Source organism: Gammaproteobacteria bacterium, assembly GCA_011375345.1.
Taxonomy (GTDB): domain Bacteria; phylum Pseudomonadota; class Gammaproteobacteria; order DRLM01; family DRLM01; genus DRLM01.
The window spans coordinates 1-18118 of record DRLM01000090.1; the positions used below are offsets into that span (position 1 = coordinate 1).

32 protein-coding genes are annotated in these 18118 nt (G+C 59.9%); all 32 read right to left on the reverse strand.

What is annotated here, in order from left to right; genetic code table 11:
• Positions 1–204 precede the first annotated feature (204 nt).
• The 32 genes from rplQ to ENJ19_06910 all read right to left on the reverse strand — a co-directional run bounded on the left by rplQ (position 205) and on the right by ENJ19_06910 (position 18104).
• Positions 205–579, reverse strand: a complete 375-nt coding sequence (gene rplQ, locus ENJ19_06755; GenBank protein HHM05425.1) for a 50S ribosomal protein L17 — start codon at positions 577–579, stop codon at positions 205–207.
• A gap of 66 nt (positions 580–645) precedes the next feature.
• Positions 646–1653 carry a DNA-directed RNA polymerase subunit alpha gene (locus tag ENJ19_06760; protein ID HHM05426.1) on the reverse strand — a complete coding sequence of 336 codons (1008 nt, stop codon included), beginning with the start codon at positions 1651–1653 and terminating at the stop codon, positions 646–648.
• A gap of 95 nt (positions 1654–1748) precedes the next feature.
• Entirely contained in the window at positions 1749–2375 is a 627-nt protein-coding gene (locus tag ENJ19_06765; GenBank protein HHM05427.1) for a 30S ribosomal protein S4, read from the reverse strand.
• 10 nt (positions 2376–2385) lie between these two features.
• Entirely contained in the window at positions 2386–2775 is a 390-nt protein-coding gene (locus ENJ19_06770; protein HHM05428.1) for a 30S ribosomal protein S11, read from the reverse strand.
• A gap of 27 nt (positions 2776–2802) precedes the next feature.
• Entirely contained in the window at positions 2803–3159 is a 357-nt protein-coding gene (locus ENJ19_06775) for a 30S ribosomal protein S13 (GenBank protein ID HHM05429.1), read from the reverse strand.
• A gap of 86 nt (positions 3160–3245) precedes the next feature.
• Positions 3246–3359: a 50S ribosomal protein L36 gene (locus ENJ19_06780; protein HHM05430.1), complete on the reverse strand. Its 114-nt coding sequence runs from the start codon at positions 3357–3359 to the stop codon at positions 3246–3248.
• A 46-nt stretch (positions 3360–3405) separates the two neighbouring features.
• Positions 3406–4737, reverse strand: coding sequence for a preprotein translocase subunit SecY (secY, locus tag ENJ19_06785; protein HHM05431.1), 1332 nt, complete (start codon positions 4735–4737; stop codon positions 3406–3408).
• A 20-nt stretch (positions 4738–4757) separates the two neighbouring features.
• Positions 4758–5189, reverse strand: coding sequence for a 50S ribosomal protein L15 (locus ENJ19_06790; GenBank protein HHM05432.1), 432 nt, complete (start codon positions 5187–5189; stop codon positions 4758–4760).
• Positions 5190–5194: 5 nt separating this feature from the next.
• Entirely contained in the window at positions 5195–5383 is a 189-nt protein-coding gene (locus ENJ19_06795) for a 50S ribosomal protein L30 (GenBank protein HHM05433.1), read from the reverse strand.
• A gap of 5 nt (positions 5384–5388) precedes the next feature.
• Positions 5389–5895: a 30S ribosomal protein S5 gene (locus tag ENJ19_06800; GenBank protein HHM05434.1), complete on the reverse strand. Its 507-nt coding sequence runs from the start codon at positions 5893–5895 to the stop codon at positions 5389–5391.
• Positions 5896–5906: 11 nt separating this feature from the next.
• A complete protein-coding gene (locus ENJ19_06805) occupies positions 5907–6263 on the reverse strand; it encodes a 50S ribosomal protein L18 (GenBank protein ID HHM05435.1) in 357 nt (118 codons plus the stop codon).
• Positions 6264–6275: 12 nt separating this feature from the next.
• On the reverse strand, positions 6276–6809 hold the full coding sequence (locus ENJ19_06810) for a 50S ribosomal protein L6 (GenBank protein ID HHM05436.1): 534 nt from the start codon (positions 6807–6809) through the stop codon (positions 6276–6278).
• Positions 6810–6820: 11 nt separating this feature from the next.
• Positions 6821–7216: a 30S ribosomal protein S8 gene (locus ENJ19_06815; GenBank protein ID HHM05437.1), complete on the reverse strand. Its 396-nt coding sequence runs from the start codon at positions 7214–7216 to the stop codon at positions 6821–6823.
• Positions 7217–7241: 25 nt separating this feature from the next.
• Positions 7242–7547: a 30S ribosomal protein S14 gene (locus ENJ19_06820; GenBank protein ID HHM05438.1), complete on the reverse strand. Its 306-nt coding sequence runs from the start codon at positions 7545–7547 to the stop codon at positions 7242–7244.
• A gap of 11 nt (positions 7548–7558) precedes the next feature.
• Entirely contained in the window at positions 7559–8098 is a 540-nt protein-coding gene (locus ENJ19_06825) for a 50S ribosomal protein L5 (GenBank protein ID HHM05439.1), read from the reverse strand.
• A gap of 19 nt (positions 8099–8117) precedes the next feature.
• The gene (locus tag ENJ19_06830; protein ID HHM05440.1) at positions 8118–8435 is read right to left on the reverse strand and encodes a 50S ribosomal protein L24; all 318 of its coding nucleotides are present in this window, start codon (positions 8433–8435) and stop codon (positions 8118–8120) included.
• A gap of 29 nt (positions 8436–8464) precedes the next feature.
• Positions 8465–8833, reverse strand: a complete 369-nt coding sequence (locus ENJ19_06835; protein ID HHM05441.1) for a 50S ribosomal protein L14 — start codon at positions 8831–8833, stop codon at positions 8465–8467.
• A gap of 40 nt (positions 8834–8873) precedes the next feature.
• Positions 8874–9134 carry a 30S ribosomal protein S17 gene (locus tag ENJ19_06840; protein HHM05442.1) on the reverse strand — a complete coding sequence of 87 codons (261 nt, stop codon included), beginning with the start codon at positions 9132–9134 and terminating at the stop codon, positions 8874–8876.
• A 4-nt stretch (positions 9135–9138) separates the two neighbouring features.
• On the reverse strand, positions 9139–9330 hold the full coding sequence (locus ENJ19_06845; protein HHM05443.1) for a 50S ribosomal protein L29: 192 nt from the start codon (positions 9328–9330) through the stop codon (positions 9139–9141).
• Positions 9331–9744, reverse strand: a complete 414-nt coding sequence (locus tag ENJ19_06850) for a 50S ribosomal protein L16 (GenBank protein HHM05444.1) — start codon at positions 9742–9744, stop codon at positions 9331–9333.
• Between the two features lie 13 nt (positions 9745–9757).
• Positions 9758–10429 carry a 30S ribosomal protein S3 gene (locus ENJ19_06855; protein HHM05445.1) on the reverse strand — a complete coding sequence of 224 codons (672 nt, stop codon included), beginning with the start codon at positions 10427–10429 and terminating at the stop codon, positions 9758–9760.
• An 18-nt stretch (positions 10430–10447) separates the two neighbouring features.
• Complete coding sequence (locus ENJ19_06860; protein HHM05446.1) at positions 10448–10780, reverse strand: 50S ribosomal protein L22; 333 nt, start codon at positions 10778–10780, stop codon at positions 10448–10450.
• A gap of 12 nt (positions 10781–10792) precedes the next feature.
• Positions 10793–11065, reverse strand: coding sequence for a 30S ribosomal protein S19 (locus tag ENJ19_06865; GenBank protein HHM05447.1), 273 nt, complete (start codon positions 11063–11065; stop codon positions 10793–10795).
• Between the two features lie 21 nt (positions 11066–11086).
• On the reverse strand, positions 11087–11911 hold the full coding sequence (locus ENJ19_06870; GenBank protein HHM05448.1) for a 50S ribosomal protein L2: 825 nt from the start codon (positions 11909–11911) through the stop codon (positions 11087–11089).
• 27 nt (positions 11912–11938) lie between these two features.
• A complete protein-coding gene (locus tag ENJ19_06875; GenBank protein ID HHM05449.1) occupies positions 11939–12238 on the reverse strand; it encodes a 50S ribosomal protein L23 in 300 nt (99 codons plus the stop codon).
• The gene (locus ENJ19_06880) at positions 12235–12858 is read right to left on the reverse strand and encodes a 50S ribosomal protein L4 (GenBank protein HHM05450.1); all 624 of its coding nucleotides are present in this window, start codon (positions 12856–12858) and stop codon (positions 12235–12237) included. The genes ENJ19_06875 and ENJ19_06880 overlap by 4 nt, the downstream gene beginning before the upstream one ends.
• Before the next feature lie 10 nt (positions 12859–12868).
• Positions 12869–13513, reverse strand: a complete 645-nt coding sequence (locus ENJ19_06885) for a 50S ribosomal protein L3 (GenBank protein HHM05451.1) — start codon at positions 13511–13513, stop codon at positions 12869–12871.
• Between the two features lie 25 nt (positions 13514–13538).
• The gene (locus tag ENJ19_06890; protein ID HHM05452.1) at positions 13539–13850 is read right to left on the reverse strand and encodes a 30S ribosomal protein S10; all 312 of its coding nucleotides are present in this window, start codon (positions 13848–13850) and stop codon (positions 13539–13541) included.
• Positions 13851–13855: 5 nt separating this feature from the next.
• A complete protein-coding gene (gene tuf, locus ENJ19_06895) occupies positions 13856–15049 on the reverse strand; it encodes an elongation factor Tu (GenBank protein HHM05453.1) in 1194 nt (397 codons plus the stop codon).
• Between the two features lie 48 nt (positions 15050–15097).
• Positions 15098–17197, reverse strand: coding sequence for an elongation factor G (fusA, locus tag ENJ19_06900; GenBank protein HHM05454.1), 2100 nt, complete (start codon positions 17195–17197; stop codon positions 15098–15100).
• Positions 17198–17241: 44 nt separating this feature from the next.
• Positions 17242–17712 (reverse strand): 30S ribosomal protein S7, encoded by a 471-nt coding sequence (locus tag ENJ19_06905; GenBank protein ID HHM05455.1) that lies wholly within the window; start codon positions 17710–17712, stop codon positions 17242–17244.
• A gap of 17 nt (positions 17713–17729) precedes the next feature.
• A complete protein-coding gene (locus tag ENJ19_06910) occupies positions 17730–18104 on the reverse strand; it encodes a 30S ribosomal protein S12 (protein ID HHM05456.1) in 375 nt (124 codons plus the stop codon).
• Between the last annotated feature and the right edge of the window lie 14 nt (positions 18105–18118).

Sequence of the window (18118 nt, forward strand, 5' to 3'; positions counted from 1 at the left end):
ACCTCGCGATGGGCACCTTTGCCGTTCGGCTAACCGTTCCCCTTGCCGGGCCGGTAGGGGACTTGCACCCCCAAGTCATCCCCTCGCCACCACAGCTCGGGAAATAGCGCCAGTCACGGCGCTACGCGCCATGCCTGGCGCACCAAACAAAAAGCCGGGCAAAATGCCCGGCCACAAATGCGAAGCGCATGAATCAAAAACCACTCAGGCGTCAGACTCTGACGGCCGGTCAAGCAATTCCACATAAGCCATGGGCGCGCTGTCGCCGGGGCGGAAACCGCACTTCAAAATACGTATATAACCACCGGGACGGTTTTGAAAGCGCGGCCCAAGATCGTTGAACAACTTCGCCACCACCTCCCCGTCCCGCAGGCGGGCAAAGGCCCGGCGCCGCGCCGCGACAGTGTCTTTCTTGGCCAAGGTGATCAAAGGCTCGACCACGCGGCGCAGCTCTTTGGCCTTGGGCACCGTGGTTTTAATGGCTTCGTGACGCAACAATGACGCCGACATGTTGCGCAGCATTGCCCGGCGATGACTGCTGTTCCGGCTCAGTTGACGACCTGTATTGCGATGACGCATGAGCGCTTACCTTTTTTTATCTCTAAGCTTTGAATTCACCATGCCCCTGACCGCCCGGGCGCTGATTCAGGCGGAGGCGGTTTCCTTGCCGGACTCGTGCAACCCGGGCGGCGGCCAGTTTTCCAGGCGCATGCCCAGGGACAGCCCGTTGGACGCGAGGACGTCCTTGATCTCAGTAAGAGACTTCTTGCCCAGATTGGGCGTTTTCAACAACTCCACTTCGGTGCGTTGAATCAAATCGCCGATGTAGTAGATGTTTTCGGCTTTCAGACAGTTGGCGGCGCGCACCGTCAGCTCCAAATCGTCAACCGGACGCAACAGGATAGGATCGATCTCAGCATCCGGCCGGGCCGACTCCGACTCCCCGCTGCCCTCCAGATCGACAAACACCGAGAGTTGGTCGCGCAGTATTTCCGCGGCCCGACGCACCGCCTTCTCGGCGTCGATGCTGCCATTGGTCTCCAGCTCCAACACCAATTTGTCCAGGTCAGTGCGCTGTTCCACCCGCGCGCTTTCCACCACGTAGGAGACGCGGCTCACGGGACTGAAGGAGGCATCCACCTGCAACTTGCCGATGGGACGATCCTCGTCCCCGGGACCCGTCCGGCCCACAGCGGGCTGATAACCCCGGCCCCGGGCCACCTTGAGTGTCATGTTCAACTCACCCACCTTGGTAAGGTGGGCGATAACGTGATCGGCGTTGACGATTTCCACGTCGTGACTGAGCTCAATGTCACTGGCCAGCACCGGACCGGGGCCCTTCTTTCTCAGGGTCAGCTCCGCTTCATCGCGCTCGTGCATCTGAATGGACAGCCCCTTCAGGTTGAGCAGGATCTCAATCACGTCTTCCTGCACCCCTTCGATGGTGGTGTATTCGTGCAACACCCCCTCGATCTCCACTTCCGTAACCGCAGCGCCCGGCATGGAGGACAACAAAATGCGCCGCAGCGCGTTCCCCAGCGTATGCCCGAAGCCCCTTTCCAGCGGCTCGATGGTGATTTTCGCGCGGCGAGCGTCTGTCGTCTGAACGTGGACCGAACGGGGTTTTAAAAACTCAGATACCGAGCCTTGCATGAAAAGCCCTCAATTGATCTAAATGTGATCGAAACGGGTTCGTGCTGCCAAAACAGGCGCCGCGCCCACGACGCGGCGGCGAGAACCGTGAACAACTACTTGGAGTACAGCTCCACCACCAAGTGTTCGTTGATATCCGGCGGCAGCTCGCTGCGTTCCGGCGAGGCCTTGTAGACACCCTGTTTTTTGTCCACATCGACATCGACCCACTCGGCAAATCCCCGCTGCTGTGCCAGTTCCAGGGCGGCCTGAATGCGCAGCTGTTTCTTGGCCGCGTCCACCACGGACACTGTGTCGTTGGCCTTCAGCTGATAACTGGGAATGTTCACCCGGCGACCGTTGACAGCGATCCCGTTGTGTCGCACCAATTGTCTCGCTTCCGTCCGTGAAGCCCCAAAACCCATGCGAAAAACCACGTTGTCCAGGCGCGCCTCCAGCAGCTTGAGCAGATTCTCACCGGTGGAGCCCTTCCTGCGATCCGCCTCTTTGTAGTATAGGCGGAATTGCTGCTCCAGCACGCCGTAGATACGCTTGAGCTTCTGCTTTTCCCGCAACTGCAAGGCGTAGTCAGACAAGCGGGTGCGACGCTGGCCGTGCTGGCCCGGGGGGAAACCCCGCTTTTCAATGGCACACTTGGACGTGAAACACTTTTCGCCTTTGAGAAACAGCTTCTCGCCTTCGCGACGACACTGACGGCACTTCGGACCAATATACCTAGCCACCGATAAACTCCTACACCCGCCGCTTTTTGGGCGGGCGGCAACCGTTGTGAGGGATGGGTGTCACGTCGGTAATGCTCGTGACTTTGAAACCCGCCGAATACAAACCACGAACCGCAGAATCACGACCCGGACCGGGGCCCTTTACCATCACATCAACGTTTTTCATGCCGTATTCCTGGGCCGCCTGCGCCGCCTTGTCGGCCGCCACCTGGGCAGCAAACGGCGTGCTCTTGCGCGAGCCCTTGAATCCGCAGGCGCCGGCCGACGACCACGACAGCGCATTACCCTGCCGGTCGGTGATGGTGATGATGGTATTGTTGAAGGAGGCCTGGATATGAGCCACACCGTCAACCACGTTCTTCTTGACACGTTTGCGTGTCCGGGCACTCGCTTTCGCCATCTGCTAGAGTCCTGCTTAAACCGTTAGTTATTTACGAATCATGCGGCGCGGGCCCTTGCGGGTGCGCGCATTGGTGCGGGTACGTTGGCCGCGGGTGGGGAGCCCGCGCCGGTGGCGCATGCCCCGATAGCTGCCGAGATCCATCAGGCGTTTGATGTTCATGGAGACTTCACGACGCAAATCGCCTTCCACCTGATACCTGCCGACCTCGGCCCGCAAGGCCTCAAGCTCGGCTTCACTGAGGTCACGAACCTTCTTATCCGGCGCAACGCCGCTGGCCGCGCAGATGGTGCGCGCCCTGCTGGGGCCGATGCCGAAGATCGACCTTAGCGCGATGACCGTGTGTTTCTGAACCGGGATGTTGATTCCAGCTATGCGTGCCACCCAAGCACTCTCCTAGTAATAGAGCAAGATGCCCCGCGAAAACGGGGAATCTTAAATTGAACCTACGGAAAAATCAAGCGCGGCGATCAGCCCTGACGCTGTTTGTGACGCGCATCCTTGCAAATGACCCGCACCACACCCTGGCGACGCACTATCTTGCAGTTTCGGCATATTTTCTTAACCGAAGCTCGAACTTTCATTGCCATTCCTTCTTAACGAGACCGCCCGCACCCGGGGCAGCGGCCACTACCGCAGCGCGCCAGGCCGGCCTTTGAGATGAGACTTTTTCATCAAGCCTTCATACTGGTGGGACATGAGATGGGCCTGCAGCTGTGCAATAAAGTCCATCACAACGACCACAACAATCAACAAGGACGTACCGCCAAAGTAGAACGGCACATTCCACGAAACAATCAAAAACTCAGGCAGCAGACACACCCCGGTAATATAAACCGCGCCCACCAGGGTCAGGCGGCTCATCACCCCGTCGATGTAGCGCGCTGTTTGTTCACCAGGACGGATGCCGGGGATAAAAGCCCCCGATTTTTTCAAATTGTCCGCGGTGTCTTTGGGATTGAACACCAGCGCCGTGTAAAAGAAGCAGAAAAAGATGATCGCCACCGCATAGCCAATGACGTAAACCGGCTGCCCCGGCGACAACATGGCGGACAAGTCTTCCAACCAGCCCAGTCCCTCGGTGCCGCTCCCAAACCATCCCGCCAGGGTCGCCGGAAACAGAATGATGCTGGAGGCAAAGATGGGGGGGATAACACCCGCCATGTTGACCTTCAGCGGCAGATGACTGGTCTGACCTGCGTACATCTTCCGCCCTTGCTGACGCTTGGCATAGTTGACTGTGATCCGCCGCTGGCCCCGTTCAACGAACACCACAAACCAGGTCACGGCCACCGCCAGAACGAACAACACCAGCACCAACATGGGGCCGATCTCACCGGTACGGGACAGCTCCAGTGTCCCGCCCACGGCTCTGGGCAAACCCGCCACAATACCGGCGAAAATGATGATGGAAATACCGTTGCCGATACCGCGCTCGGTCACCTGCTCACCAAGCCACATCAGGAAGATGGTCCCCGTCACCAAGGTGAGCACGGCAATAATCACGAAGGCCGGACCGGGATCAACGACCACTGAGACACCCCCCACCTCCTGGCGTTGCAGGGCAATGGCGACACCGGTCGCCTGGAAGGTTGCGAGCACGACCGTGAAATAACGGGTGTATTCGGTAATCTTGCGGCGCCCCGCCTCACCCTCTTTCTTAAGCTGCTCGAGCTTGGGCCACACCACGGTCAGCAACTGGATGATGATGGAAGCCGAGATATACGGCATGATCCCCAGGGCGAAAATGGCCAGCCGCTTCAGGGCCCCCCCCGAAAACATATTGAACATATCGATAATGGTGCCGCTTTGCTGGTCAAACAAGGCAGCCAGGGCCGTGGGATTGATGCCGGGGACGGGAATGGCTGCACCGATGCGAAACACCACCAGTGCGCCCAGAACAAACAACAGCCGGCGCCGCAATTCAGCCCATTTGCTTATGTCCGCGAGAGGATTGGCCATCGAGCTTCCTTAACGTTCTGTTACTCGACCTTGCCGCCGGCGGCCTCGATCGCCGCACGCGCGCCCTTGCTTACCGCAATGCCCCGCACCACCACTGCCTTGTCCAGCCCGCCCGACAGCATGATTTTGACCCGCTGGGCCTGAAGCGGGACAAGTCCGGCGGCCTTCAGTGTCAACATATCGATAATGTCGTCGCCAAGCTTGGCCAGCTCGTGCAACCGCACCTCAGCAGCATACAGGGACTTGCGCGAGCGGAACCCCACCTTCGGAAGGCGCCGCTGCAAAGGCATCTGCCCGCCCTCGAAACCCACCTTGTGGAAACCGCCGGCGCGGGAATGCTGCCCCTTATGGCCACGGCCGCAGGTTTTTCCAAGACCCGAGCCCACGCCCCGGCCCACGCGCTTACGTATTTGCTTGGCGCCGCCAGCGGGCGCCAGGGTGTTCAACCGCATGATGCTCACAGCTCCTCGACTTTCAGCAAGTAAGACACCTTGTTGACCATCCCCCGGATGGCTGGGGTGTCTTCCACCACCACACTGTGGTGGCGCTTGCGCAAACCCAGGCCGGTGACACAGGCCTGGTGATCCGCGGTACGGCCGAAGCGGCTTTTCATCAGCGTCACCCGCAACTTTTTCTGCTTGGCCATAACACTTATCCCACAATGTCCGACACAGATTTACCGCGCTTGGCGGCGACCGTTTCCGGGTCCGCCATTTCCGTCAGGCCCCGGATGGTGGCACGCACCACGTTAACCGGGTTGGAGGAACCGATGCACTTTGCCAGCACGTCGCGCACCCCCAGAACTTCGAAAACAGCACGCATGGCGCCCCCGGCGATAATCCCGGTACCGTCGGAAGCGGGCTGCATAAACACCTTTGCGGCGCCATGCCGCGCAGTGATCGGATGCTGCAAGGTACCGCCCTGCAGATTGACCTCGCGCATATTGCGCCGGGCATCCTCCATGGCTTTTTGGATCGCAGCCGGCACTTCCCGCGCCTTGCCCCGGCCAAAACCCACCCGGCCCTTGCCATCACCGACGACGGTCAAGGCGGAGAAGCCGAATATCCGGCCGCCCTTTACGACCTTGGCCACCCGCCTGACCGTGACCAGCTTCTCTTGCAGCTCGTCAGTTTCCGAAGGAGCATTAAAACGCGCCATAGCTCAAACCTTTAAAACTCTAGTCCGTTTTCCCGGGCCGCATCGGCCAGGGCCTTGACACGACCGTGATAGCGAAAGCCGGCACGATCAAACGCCACCTTGCTCACACCGGCCGCTTTCGCGCGCTCGGCCACCACCTTGCCGACCACGGCGGCCGCCGCCGCATTGCCGCCGGAGCCGCTGAGTGCTGCTTTGACCCCGGCATCCAGCGTCGAGGCACAAGCCACAACCTCCGAACCCGTCGGGGCGATAACCTGCGCGTAAATGTGACGGGGAGAGCGATGGACGCACAAGCGGTACACCCCCAGCTGCCTGATCTTCGCCCTGGCCTTACGCGCCCGGCGCAAACGACTTGACTTCTTATCCACGGCCCTTACCTGCTATTTCTTTTTGGCTTCCTTGCGGACGATGGCTTCATCCGCATACTTCACACCTTTGCCCTTATAAGGCTCCGGCGGACGGAAAGCCCGAATCTCCGCGGCAACCTGCCCGACTTTCTGCTTGTCGATGCCCTTCACCACGACTTCCGTCTGGCTGGGGGTCTCTGCAGTAACCCCTTCCGGCAAGGCGTACTCGATGGGGTGGGAAAAACCCAGTGACAGATTCACGACCCTGCCTTGCGCCTGAGCCCGGTAGCCGACGCCCACCAGTTCCAGCTTCTTCTCAAAGCCGTTACTCACGCCAAGCACCATATTGCTTACCAGCGCCCGCATGGTACCCGCCAGGGCATTGGCGGCAGCAGACCTGTTGCGTGCCGAAAAGGTGATGACGTTATTGTCGTTGACCATTTCCACCTCGTCATGGATACGCAGACTGAGCTGGCCTTTGCTGCCTTTAACCGTCAGATTTGAACCCTCGAGCATCACAGCGACGCCCGCGGGAACGGCAATGGGTTTCTTCGCGACTCTAGACATAGTTCACACCGTTAAGCGACGTAACACAGGATCTCACCGCCATGCCCGGCGGCACGGGCAGAACGATCGGTCATCACCCCTTTTGAGGTCGAGACAATGGCAACCCCCAAGCCCCCCTGCACCTTCGGCAGTTCATCCTTGCCTCTATAGAGCCGCAAACCGGGCCGGCTGGCGCGCTGGATACTGGCAATGACCGGCCGGCCCTGAAAGTATTTCAAAACGACCGTCAGCACCGGCTTGCCGTCCTGATCCGTCACCGAAAAGTCTTCGATGTACCCTTCGTCCTTCAACACCCGGGCGATGGCCACCTTCAACTTGGACGACGCCATGGCGGCCTCGGCCTTCTCCGCAGCTTGCGCATTACGGATGCGGGTCAACATGTCCGCAACTGGATCATTCATACTCATATTGGCATTACTCCGCGAGCCAGGCTCACCAGCTCGATTTCACCAAGCCGGGCACGTCACCCCGCATCGCCGCTTCACGCAACTTGTTCCGGCCCAAACCAAACCGACGGTAGACACCGTGGGGGCGTCCGCTCAACCGGCAGCGGCGTCGCAAGCGGCAGGGGCTGGCGTCGCGTGGCAACGACTGGAATCTGCGCTGCAACTCATCCCGTTCCTCATGACTCAGATCCGGTTTTTTGAGCTGCTTTTTCAACTCCGCCCTTTTCGCCGCATAGCGCTGTACCGTGCGTACGCGCTTGCGCTCCCTTTCTATCATTGCAACTTTCGCCATGTCTGCCTCTGCTAGCTCTTGAGCGGGAAGCTGAATGCCATCAGCAGCGCCCGTGCTTCCTCATCGGTAGTGGCACTGGTGGTGATCGTGATGTCCATCCCCCGCAGCGCGTCGATTTTATCGTAATCGATTTCCGGAAAGATGATCTGCTCCCGCACGCCCATGCTGTAATTCCCGCGGCCATCGAAGGATTTGCCGTTCAGCCCGCGGAAATCGCGAATCCGCGGAATGGCGACGGTAATCAGGCGGTCAAGAAACTCATACATGCGCTCCCGCCGCAAAGTCACCTTGCACCCGATGGGCCACTCTTCCCGAATCTTGAAACCGGCGACGGATTTGCGCGCCCGCGTCACAACGGGCTTCTGGCCGGCGATTTTTTCCATGTCACCCATGGCGGCTTCGATCACCTTTTTGTCACCCACGGCTTCGCCGAGCCCCATGTTGAGTGTCACCTTGGTGATACGCGGCACCTGCATAACCGACTGATAGCCGAACTGCTTGACCAGCCCGGGCACGACAGTGTCGCGATAATGTTCTTGTAAACGGACCATTGACCTTTACCCGCAGAAATTAAACGTCCAGTACTTCGCCGTTTGACTTGAAATAGCGCACCTTGCGGCCATCTTCCAGCACTTTGACCCCCACCCGCTCTCCTTTACCGGAGGCAGGGTTGAAAATCGCCACATTGGACACATGAATGGGCATTTCTTTCTCAATAATACCGCCTGCCACACCCCGCCCGGGGTTGGGTTTGGTGTGACGCTTCACAACATTCACGTTTTGCACCACCACGCGATCATCGGCCTTCACACTCAACACCGCTCCCCGCTTGCCTTTGTCTTTCCCGGCCAAAACAATGACGTCGTCGCCTTTTCTGATTTTACGCATGATCCAACCCTCAGGCCCTGTCGCCACGCTCAGAGGACTTCCGGCGCCAGAGACACGATTTTCATGAATTTTTCTGTCCGCAGCTCGCGCGTCACCGGACCAAAAATCCGGGTGCCGATGGGCTGCAGCTGATTGTTCAACAGAACTGCCGCGTTGCCGTCAAAGCGGATCAGGGAGCCGTCGGGCCGGCGTACCCCCTTGCGGGTCCGCACCACCACGGCGTTGTAGACCTCGCCTTTTTTTACCTTGCCGCGGGGAATGGCCTCCTTGACGCTCACTTTGATGACATCACCAATATGTGCGTAGCGACGCTTCGATCCACCCAGCACCTTGATGCACATCAAGCGCCGCGCGCCGCTGTTGTCCGCCGCATCGAGCTGCGTTTGCATCTGAATCATTGTTACTCTCCAGGCCTGACTCCAACTACACCCGCCGCGGCTAGCGCGCCCGCTCCACCACTTTGACCAGGCGCCAGCACTTGCTTTTCGACAATGGCCGGCACTGCTCAATCACCACCACATCACCTGTGCGCCCGTCGTTGTTTTCGTCGTGGGCATGGAGCTTGGTCGAGCGGCGCACGTATTTTCGATACAAGGGATGCGGCACTTTGCGCTCCACCAAAACGGTAATGGTCTTGTCCATCTTGTCGCTCACCACCTGGCCAGTGACCGCCCGGACTACTTTGCTTTCCTCTGCCATCGCCTCAACCTGCTTTCTTCTCGCTCAGGACCGTCTTCACGCGCGCGATGTTGCGTCGCACATTGCGCAACAAGTGATTCTGCCCCAATTGGCCGGTGGCGGACTGCATGCGCAAACTGAATTGCTCTTTCGACAAAGCGAGCAATTCCTCTTCCAACTCGTCGATGTTTTTCTCCCGCAGTTCGCTCGCCTTCATTTACATCACCGTCCGCGTAATAAAAGTGGTCCGGACCGGAAGCTTGGCCGCCGCCAGACGAAACGCCTCACGCGCCACTTCTTCGGCAACACCCTCCATCTCATACAGCATGCGCCCGGGCTGGATCTCGGCGACCCAGTACTCCACATTACCCTTGCCGCTGCCCATGCGCACTTCCAGGGGCTTTTTGCTTATTGGTTTGTCCGGGAAAATGCGAATCCAGATCTTGCCTCCGCGGCGGATATGGCGGGTCATCGCCCGGCGGGCCGCCTCAATCTGCCTGGCGGTGATCCGGCCACGACTGACTGCCTTGAGACCAAACTCACCGAAGCTCACCTTGTTTGAACAATGCGCCAAACCGCGGTTGCGGCCCTTGTGCTGCTTGCGAAATTTCGTTCGTTTGGGTTGTAACATTGTCTACTCCGGATCAGGCGCTTTTCTCTTGGGGGGCCGCCGCCGCGCCGGCGCCCCGGTCAAACACTTCGCCCTTGAAGATCCACACCTTCACACCAATCACGCCGGAAGGGGTATGGGCCTCGGCAAAGCCGTAGTCTATGTCTGCCCGCAGGGTATGCAAGGGGACCCGGCCTTCGCGCGCCCATTCGCTGCGGGCGATCTCAGCGCCGCCCAGGCGTCCGGCAACGTTGATCTTGATGCCCAAGGCGCCCAGACGCATGGTATTCATCACTGAGCGCTTCATCGCCCGGCGGAACATGATGCGACGCTCCAACTGCTGCGCCACACTCTCCGCCACCAGCTGTGCATCCAGCTCCGGCTTGCGTATTTCCTCGACGTTGATGTGCACGGGAATACCCATCATGCCCTGCACTTCCCGGCGCAGGGCGTCAATGTCCTCGCCCTTCTTGCCAATGACGATGCCGGGCCGCGCGCTGTGAATGGTGATGCGCGCGGTTTTGGCCGGCCGCTCAATCTGGATGCGGCTGACCGAGGCGTGAGACAGGCGTTTTTTCAGGAAACCGCGCACCTGTAAGTCGGTGAACAGGTAATCGGCGTACTGTTTGGAATCCGCGTACCAAGTGGAAGTCCAGTCTTTGACAATCCCCAGTCGTATCCCGGTGGGATGTACTTTCTGCCCCATAAAGCAACGCCTCGCTGTTTACTTTTCGCCGACCACCACGGTCACGTGGCTGGTGCGTTTGAAGATGCGGTTGACCCGGCCCTTGGCACGCGCCCTGATTCGTTTGTAGGTCGGGCCCTCGTCCACGTAGATCCTGGCCACCTTGAGTTCATCCACGTCGGCCCCCTCATTGTGCTCGGCATTGGCAATTGCCGATTCGAGCACTTTGCGAACCGTGTGGGCAGCCTTTTTGCGGCTGAAGGTCAGCGTATTCAGCGCCCGGTCGACCGGCATACCGCGTATTTGATCGGCCACCAGGCGCATCTTCTGCGCTGAGATACGGGCGTATTTAAGCGTTGCGGCTACTTCCATCGTCTGTCCCCGTCACTTCGTCTTTTTGCTGCCGGCATGACCCCGGAAGGTACGCGTGGCGGCAAACTCACCCAGTTTATGCCCCACCATGTTTTCCGACACCAGGATGGGCACATGCTGGCGACCGTTGTGCACGGCGATGGTCAGCCCCACCATCTCCGGCAAAATGGTGGAGCGGCGTGACCAGGTCTTGATCGGCTTGCGGCTTCCGGACGCGCTCGCCTCTTCCACTTTCTTTGCAAGGTGAAGATCGACGAAAGGACCTTTTTTTACTGAACGTGGCACCTGTTGTCTCCCGCTAAAGCTTTACTTGGTCCGCCGGCGCACGATCATCTTGTCGGTGCGCTTGTTGCGGCGCGTTTTATGCCCCTTGGTCGGCATCCCCCAGGGGCTCACCGGATGGCGCCCCCCGGAGGTGCGGCCCTCGCCCCCGCCGTGGGGGTGATCAACCGGATTCATGGCCACGCCGCGCACCGTGGGACGCCGGCCCCGCCAGCGCGCGGCACCCGCTTTGCCCAGGGAGCGCAAACTGTGCTGCGAGTTGCCCGCCTCGCCGACAGTGGCCCGGCAGTCAACGTGTATTTTGCGCATTTCGCCCGAGCGCAGCCGCACGGTGGCATAAGCCCCTTCCTTGGCCACCAGCTGAACCGCCGCCCCGGCGCTCCGGGCAATCTGGGCGCCTTTACCGGGCTTCATTTCTATGCAGTGCACGACGGTACCCACGGGAATGCCGCGCAATGGCAAGGCGTTGCCGGGCCGGATGGGGGCGTTCATCCCTGAGAGCAACTCGGCCCCGGCCGCCACCCCTTTGGGTGCGATCATGTAACGGCGCTCACCGTCAGCGTACAGCACCAAGGCAATGTGCGCGCTGCGGTTGGGGTCGTATTCCAGACGTTCCACCGTAGCAGGGATGCCGTCTTTGTCGCGCTTGAAGTCAATCACCCGATAACGCTGCTTGTGGCCACCCCCGCGATGACGGGTGGTAATCCGCCCGGTGTTGTTACGCCCGCCTTTGCGGCTGCGCTTCTCCAGCAGCGGCTGGTGGGGCTCACCTTTATGCAGGGCGGGCTCGACCACCTTGACAACGAAGCGCCGCCCCGGTGACGTTGGTTTTGCTTTTACAACTGCCATTGTCTCAACCCTCAAACAAGCCTGCCGTTACGCCGCCGCGCCGGCGAACTCGATATCAAACCCTTCTTTGAGGGTGACATACGCCTTGCGCACCGTTTTGCGGCGACCGTTGACCTGACCGAAACGCTTGCGCTTGCCCTTGATGTTGCACACCCGGACCTGCGCCACTTCCACGTCGAACATCTGCTCGACAGCGCGACGGATTTCCGGCTTGGTGGCGTCCGGCACCACACGAAAGACGAACTGCTTGTGCACATCCGCCGCGATGGTGGCTTTCTCCGACACATGCGGTGCCAACAGGATGTTGCTGAGACGGACCTTGTTCATGACAGGGCTTCTCCGATCTGTTCCACCGCAGATTTGCTAACCACGGTCTTGTCAAAGCCCACCAGGCTCACCGGATCAATCTCTGCCGCCGCCAGCACCTCCACCGCGGGCAGATTGCGGGCGGACAAATAAAGCGCCTCACTGGGTTCAACATCCACCAGCAGCACTTTGTCCGATGCCACGCCCAGCTCCTCCAGGACAGCCACCAGAGCGCGCGTTTTCGGTTCCGCCACGGTGAGGGCGTCCACCACCAGCAAGCGCTCTTGCCGCACCAGTTCCGCCACAATGGCGCGCATGGCGCCGCGGTACATTTTTTTGTTCACCTTTTGCGCGTGGTCTTGGGGAACGGCGGCAAAGCTTTTGCCGCCACCGCGCCACAGGGGACTGCGGATGGTGCCTGCGCGGGCCCGGCCGGTGCCCTTCTGACGCCAGGGCTTGCTGCCGCCACCGCGCACTTGCGAGCGCGTTTTCTGTGCCCGCGTGCCGGCGCGCCCCGCGGCCAGGTAGGCCACAACCACCTGGTGCACCAAAGCGTCTTTGAACGGGGCCGCAAAGACGGCCTCGGGAACAGTCACTTGGCCCGCCTCGCCGCCGGCGCTGTCATAAACATTCAAATCCATCACTCAAACCTCACGCCCGCGCTTTGATGGCGGGACGAATGATCACGTCACCACCGGTGGCACCGGGAACAGCACCTTTCACCAGCAACAGGTTTCGCTCACTGTCCACCCGTACCACTTCCAGGTTTTGCACCGTGCGCCGCACATTGCCCATGTGGCCGGACATCCGCTTGCCCTTGAACACCCGCCCGGGCGTCTGGTTCTGCCCTATGGAACCCGGTGCCCGGTGGGACAGGGAGTTGCCGTGGGTGGCGTCCTGGGTGGAAAAATTGTGACGCTTCACCGTACCGGCAAAGCCTTTGCCGATGGAGGTGCCGGTCACGTCCACCTTCTGCCCGGCGGAAAAGACATCCACCTTCAGCTCGGCCCCGGGCGCCAGATCCACACCCTGGCCCTCACCCAGGCGGAACTCCCACAACCCCCGGCCGGCCCCTGTCTCCGCTTTGGCGAAGTGGCCCGCCATGGCCTTGGTCACGCGGCTCGCCCGGCGCTGACCCACCGTCACCTGCACCGCGGCGTAACCATCCCCGGCGGTGGTTTTCACCTGGGTCACGCGATTGGGCTCGACCTCAATCACCGTCACAGGCAGCGAGGTTCCGTCTTCGGTGAACACCCGCGTCATGCCGCGTTTGCGTCCGACTAATCCGATTGCCATTTCAAAAACTCCGATAGCGCGCTATTCAGTGCAGCTTGATCTGCACATCCACACCAGCCGCCAGATCCAGCTTCATCAGCGCATCAACCGTCTTTTCCGTCGGATCGACGATATCCATCAAGCGCTTGTGAGTGCGGATTTCATATTGATCCCGCGCGTCCTTATTAACGTGGGGGGAAATCAACACGGTGTAGCGCTCTTTTTTGATGGGCAGCGGGATAGGTCCGCGCACCTGGGCGCCGGTTCGCTTGGCGGTCTCCGCAATCTCCCGCGCCGACTGGTCAATCAGGCGGTGGTCGAAAGCTTTCAAGCGAATGCGAATCTTCTGGTTAGCCATGTTGATTACTCTATGATTTTCGACACCACGCCCGCGCCCACGGTGCGGCCGCCTTCGCGGATGGCGAAACGCAGCCCTTCTTCCATGGCAATGGGGCCAATCAGCTTGACCTTGATGCTGACATTGTCGCCCGGCATAACCATCTCAGTCCCCTCCGGCAGGTCCACCGACCCGGTAACATCAGTGGTCCGAAAGTAAAACTGCGGCCGGTAACCATTGAAAAACGGCGTGTGACGACCACCCTCCTCCTTGCTCAGCACGTACACCTCAGCTTCAAACTCCGTGTGCGGCGTAATGCTGCCAGGCTTGGCCAGCACCTGTCCACGCTCCACTTCATCACGCTTGGTGCCCCGCAGCAGCACCCCAACGTTGTCGCCAGCCCGACCTTCGTCCAGCAGCTTGCGAAACATTTCAACACCCGTAACCGTGGTCTTCTGGGTCTCCTTCAAACCCACAATCTCTATCTCGTCCCCCACCTTGACAATGCCTCGCTCCACCCGGCCAGTCACCACAGTGCCTCGACCAGATATGGAAAACACATCTTCAATGGGCATGAGAAACGGCTGGTCTATGGGACGCTCCGGCTCAGGTATGTACTCATCCATCGCCTCCATCAGCTTGAGAATAGACGGCACACCAATCTCACTGCCGTCACCTTCCAGAGCCTTGAGCGCAGAACCAACAATAACAGGCGTGTCGTCTCCAGGAAATTCGTATTTGTCCAGCAGCTCCCGAACTTCCATCTCCACCAGCTCCAGCAGCTCAGCATCATCAACCATGTCCGCCTTGTTAAGGTAGACCACAATGTAGGGCACACCCACCTGACGCGCCAGCAAAATGTGCTCCCGCGTCTGCGGCATGGGACCGTCCGCCGCAGAACACACCAAAATCGCACCGTCCATCTGCGCCGCACCAGTAATCATGTTCTTGACATAGTCCGCGTGACCCGGACAGTCCACGTGCGCGTAGTGCCGCTTCGGCGTCTCGTATTCAACGTGCGCCGTCGCAATCGTGATACCTCGCGCCCGCTCTTCCGGCGCACTGTCTATCTGATCGTACGCCTTCACTTCGGCACCACTGTAGGTGTCCGCCGATATCTTGGTCAACGCCGCCGTCAGGGTCGTCTTGCCGTGGTCAACGTGACCTATCGTCCCCACATTAACATGCGGCTTCGTACGCTCAAATTTCTCCTTGGACACTGCTCTCTACCTCTCAAACGATAATCTATAAAACGCTTGTTCTGTCTGCTACGACGCCTGTTTGATGATACCTTCGGCGATGTTGGCCGGCACTTCCGCGTATTTTCCAAACTCCATGGAGTAGGTGGCCCGGCCTTGGGTGGCGGAACGCAAATCCGTCGCATAGCCAAACATTTCCGCCAGGGGAACCTCCGCGCGGACCAGCTTGCCGGCGGGGGAATCGTCCATACCCTGGACGATGCCGCGGCGGCGGTTGAGGTCACCCATGACATCACCCATGTAGTCTTCCGGCGTCACCACTTCCACGTTCATAATCGGCTCGAGCAGCACCGCACCGGCCTTGCGTGCCCCTTCTTTGAAACACATGGAACCGGCAATCTTGAAGGCCATTTCGCTGGAGTCCACGTCATGATAGGAGCCGTCGTACAAGGTGACTTTGACGTCCACCACGGGGTAACCGGCGATGACGCCGTTTTCCATCTGCTCCTGCACCCCCTTGTCCACCGCCGGAATGTATTCCCGCGGGATCACACCGCCGACGATCTCGTTGACAAACTCATACCCGGCCCCCGGCTCCTGGGGTTCAATGCGCAACCACACATGGCCGTACTGGCCCCGGCCGCCGCTTTGGCGGACAAATTTGCCCTCCTGCTCGACCTTCTTGCGTATCGTTTCGCGATAAGCCACCTGCGGCTTGCCCACGTTGGCTTCAACGTTGAACTCCCGCTTCATCCGGTCAACGATGATTTCAAGGTGCAACTCGCCCATGCCGGAAATAATGGTCTGGCCGGATTCTTCATCCGATTGCACCCGGAACGAGGGATCTTCCTGGGCCAGCTTGCTCAGGGCAATGCCCATCTTTTCCTGATCGGACTTGGTCTTGGGCTCCACAGCCACCGAAATGACCGGCTCGGGGAATTCCATGCGCTCCAGCACGATGACGTTGTTGAGATCGCACAAGGTATCCCCGGTGCTGACGTCTTTCAGGCCCACCGCGGCGGCGATATCCCCGGCCCGCACCTCCTTGATTTCTTCCCGGGAGTTGGAATGCATCTGCACAATGCGGCCGATGCGTTCTTTCTTCCCCTTGACCGGGTTGTACACACTGTCGCCGGACTGCAGGACGCCGGAATACACCCGGAAAAACGTCAGCGTGCCCACGAAAGGATCAGTGGCTATCTTGAACGCCAGCGCGCTGAAGGGCTCGTCGTCGGAGCTGTGGCGCTCGGCAGGCGTTTGATCTGCGTCATCCAGGGTGCCCTTGATGGCGGGCACGTCTACGGGCGAAGGCAGATATTCAATCACCGCATCGAGCATGGCCTGCACACCCTTGTTCTTAAAGGCAGAACCACACAACACCGGCACGATTTCATTGGCCAGGGTGCGAATGCGCAGCCCCCGCTTGATGTCCTCAGGCGGCAGTTCCCCCTCTTCGAGGTATTTCTCCATCAGCTCTTCGTTGGCTTCGGCGGCGCTTTCCACCATTTTTTCGCGCCACTCCTGACACAGATCCGCCATGTCCGCCGGAATCTCTTTTTCCTCAAAGCGCATGCCCTGGGTGCTGTCATCCCAGTAAATGGCCTTCATCTGAACGAGATCCACCACTCCCTGAAAATTATCCTCGGACCCGACCGGAAGCTGGATGGGGACAGGAGACGCTTTCAGGCGGCTTTCGATCTGCCCCACCACGCGCAAAAAATCAGCGCCGGTGCGATCCATTTTATTGACGAAGGCCAGCCGCGGAACGCCGTATTTGTTGGCCTGGCGCCAGACGGTTTCAGATTGCGGCTCAACACCCCCCACGGCGCAGAACACCGCGCAGGCGCCATCCAGCACCCGCAGGGACCGTTCCACCTCGATGGTGAAATCTACGTGCCCGGGGGTGTCGATGATGTTGATACGATGCTGGGGAAACTGGGCGGCCATGCCCTGCCAGTAACAGGTGGTGGCGGCGGAGGTGATGGTGATGCCCCGCTCCTGCTCCTGCTCCATCCAGTCCATGGTGGCGGCACCGTCATGAACTTCGCCAATCTTGTGCGACAGGCCGGTATAAAACAGGACGCGCTCGGTCGTTGTTGTTTTGCCGGCATCGATGTGAGCCATGATGCCGATGTTGCGATAGCGCTCGATGGGGGTAGTGCGTGCCACGGCCCGAATTCCTCAATAACCTCTGAAAACCCTGAAAAACCGTACTACCAGCGGTAGTGCGAAAACGCCTTGTTGGCCTCTGCCATGCGGTGCGTGTCCTCCCGCTTCTTCACCGCGGCGCCACGCTTTTCAGACGCATCCATGATCTCATTGGCCAGCCGCATGCCCATGGATTTCTCGCCCCGCTTGCGTGCGGCGTCGATCAGCCAGCGGCTGGCCAGGGCAAACTGGCGCGAGGGCCGCACTTCCACCGGCACCTGATAGGTGGCGCCACCCACCCGGCGGGATTTGACTTCCACGACGGGCTTGACGTTGTCCAGCGCCCGGCCCAAGACATCCAGCGCCTCGTCTTTGGATTTTTCCGCCACCCGATCCAGGGCGCCGTACATGATCCGCTCGGCGGTAGACTTCTTGCCGCTTTTCATCATCATGTTGATGAATTTGGCCAGCATTTCGCTGGAGTACTTGGGATCCGCCAGGACCTGGCGCTTGGTCGCTTCTCTTCTGCGTGCCATATCTCAAATTCCTCAGCTTAGGCTTTGGGCCGCTTGGCGCCGTACTTGGAACGGCCCTGGCGGCGATTCGCCACCCCGGAAGTGTCGAGGCTGCCGCGCACCGTGTGGTAACGCACGCCGGGCAGGTCTTTGACACGGCCACCGCGGATCAGCACCACCGAATGTTCTTGCAGGTTGTGCCCTTCACCGCCGATGTAGCTGGTGACTTCCATGCCATTGGTCAGGCGGACGCGGGCGACCTTCCGCAGAGCCGAGTTGGGTTTCTTTGGGGTGGTGGTGTACACCCGGGTACACACCCCCCGCTTTTGCGGACACCCTTCCAGGGCCGGCACCTTACTCTTCTCTTGCTTGCGGCCACGCGGCTTGCGCACTAACTGATTGATTGTCGCCATGAACCTAAAAACTC

What these genes read in the sequence shown, in the direction of transcription:
- rplQ (HHM05425.1), bottom strand. Translation starts at nt 579, where the DNA reads ATGCGTCATCGCAATACAGGTCGTCAACTGAGCCGGAACAGCAGTCAT.
- ENJ19_06760 (HHM05426.1), bottom strand. Translation starts at nt 1,653, where the DNA reads ATGCAAGGCTCGGTATCTGAGTTTTTAAAACCCCGTTCGGTCCACGTT.
- ENJ19_06770 (HHM05428.1), bottom strand. Translation starts at nt 2,775, where the DNA reads ATGGCGAAAGCGAGTGCCCGGACACGCAAACGTGTCAAGAAGAACGTG.
- ENJ19_06780 (HHM05430.1), bottom strand. Translation starts at nt 3,359, where the DNA reads ATGAAAGTTCGAGCTTCGGTTAAGAAAATATGCCGAAACTGCAAGATA.
- secY (HHM05431.1), bottom strand. Translation starts at nt 4,737, where the DNA reads ATGGCCAATCCTCTCGCGGACATAAGCAAATGGGCTGAATTGCGGCGC.
- ENJ19_06790 (HHM05432.1), bottom strand. Translation starts at nt 5,189, where the DNA reads ATGCGGTTGAACACCCTGGCGCCCGCTGGCGGCGCCAAGCAAATACGT.
- ENJ19_06795 (HHM05433.1), bottom strand. Translation starts at nt 5,383, where the DNA reads ATGGCCAAGCAGAAAAAGTTGCGGGTGACGCTGATGAAAAGCCGCTTC.
- ENJ19_06800 (HHM05434.1), bottom strand. Translation starts at nt 5,895, where the DNA reads ATGGCGCGTTTTAATGCTCCTTCGGAAACTGACGAGCTGCAAGAGAAG.
- ENJ19_06810 (HHM05436.1), bottom strand. Translation starts at nt 6,809, where the DNA reads ATGTCTAGAGTCGCGAAGAAACCCATTGCCGTTCCCGCGGGCGTCGCT.
- ENJ19_06815 (HHM05437.1), bottom strand. Translation starts at nt 7,216, where the DNA reads ATGAGTATGAATGATCCAGTTGCGGACATGTTGACCCGCATCCGTAAT.
- ENJ19_06820 (HHM05438.1), bottom strand. Translation starts at nt 7,547, where the DNA reads ATGGCGAAAGTTGCAATGATAGAAAGGGAGCGCAAGCGCGTACGCACG.
- ENJ19_06825 (HHM05439.1), bottom strand. Translation starts at nt 8,098, where the DNA reads ATGGTCCGTTTACAAGAACATTATCGCGACACTGTCGTGCCCGGGCTG.
- ENJ19_06830 (HHM05440.1), bottom strand. Translation starts at nt 8,435, where the DNA reads ATGCGTAAAATCAGAAAAGGCGACGACGTCATTGTTTTGGCCGGGAAA.
- ENJ19_06835 (HHM05441.1), bottom strand. Translation starts at nt 8,833, where the DNA reads ATGATTCAGATGCAAACGCAGCTCGATGCGGCGGACAACAGCGGCGCG.
- ENJ19_06840 (HHM05442.1), bottom strand. Translation starts at nt 9,134, where the DNA reads ATGGCAGAGGAAAGCAAAGTAGTCCGGGCGGTCACTGGCCAGGTGGTG.
- ENJ19_06845 (HHM05443.1), bottom strand. Translation starts at nt 9,330, where the DNA reads ATGAAGGCGAGCGAACTGCGGGAGAAAAACATCGACGAGTTGGAAGAG.
- ENJ19_06850 (HHM05444.1), bottom strand. Translation starts at nt 9,744, where the DNA reads ATGTTACAACCCAAACGAACGAAATTTCGCAAGCAGCACAAGGGCCGC.
- ENJ19_06855 (HHM05445.1), bottom strand. Translation starts at nt 10,429, where the DNA reads ATGGGGCAGAAAGTACATCCCACCGGGATACGACTGGGGATTGTCAAA.
- ENJ19_06860 (HHM05446.1), bottom strand. Translation starts at nt 10,780, where the DNA reads ATGGAAGTAGCCGCAACGCTTAAATACGCCCGTATCTCAGCGCAGAAG.
- ENJ19_06870 (HHM05448.1), bottom strand. Translation starts at nt 11,911, where the DNA reads ATGGCAGTTGTAAAAGCAAAACCAACGTCACCGGGGCGGCGCTTCGTT.
- ENJ19_06875 (HHM05449.1), bottom strand. Translation starts at nt 12,238, where the DNA reads ATGAACAAGGTCCGTCTCAGCAACATCCTGTTGGCACCGCATGTGTCG.
- ENJ19_06880 (HHM05450.1), bottom strand. Translation starts at nt 12,858, where the DNA reads ATGGATTTGAATGTTTATGACAGCGCCGGCGGCGAGGCGGGCCAAGTG.
- ENJ19_06885 (HHM05451.1), bottom strand. Translation starts at nt 13,513, where the DNA reads ATGGCAATCGGATTAGTCGGACGCAAACGCGGCATGACGCGGGTGTTC.
- ENJ19_06890 (HHM05452.1), bottom strand. Translation starts at nt 13,850, where the DNA reads ATGGCTAACCAGAAGATTCGCATTCGCTTGAAAGCTTTCGACCACCGC.
- ENJ19_06905 (HHM05455.1), bottom strand. Translation starts at nt 17,712, where the DNA reads ATGGCACGCAGAAGAGAAGCGACCAAGCGCCAGGTCCTGGCGGATCCC.
- ENJ19_06910 (HHM05456.1), bottom strand. Translation starts at nt 18,104, where the DNA reads ATGGCGACAATCAATCAGTTAGTGCGCAAGCCGCGTGGCCGCAAGCAA.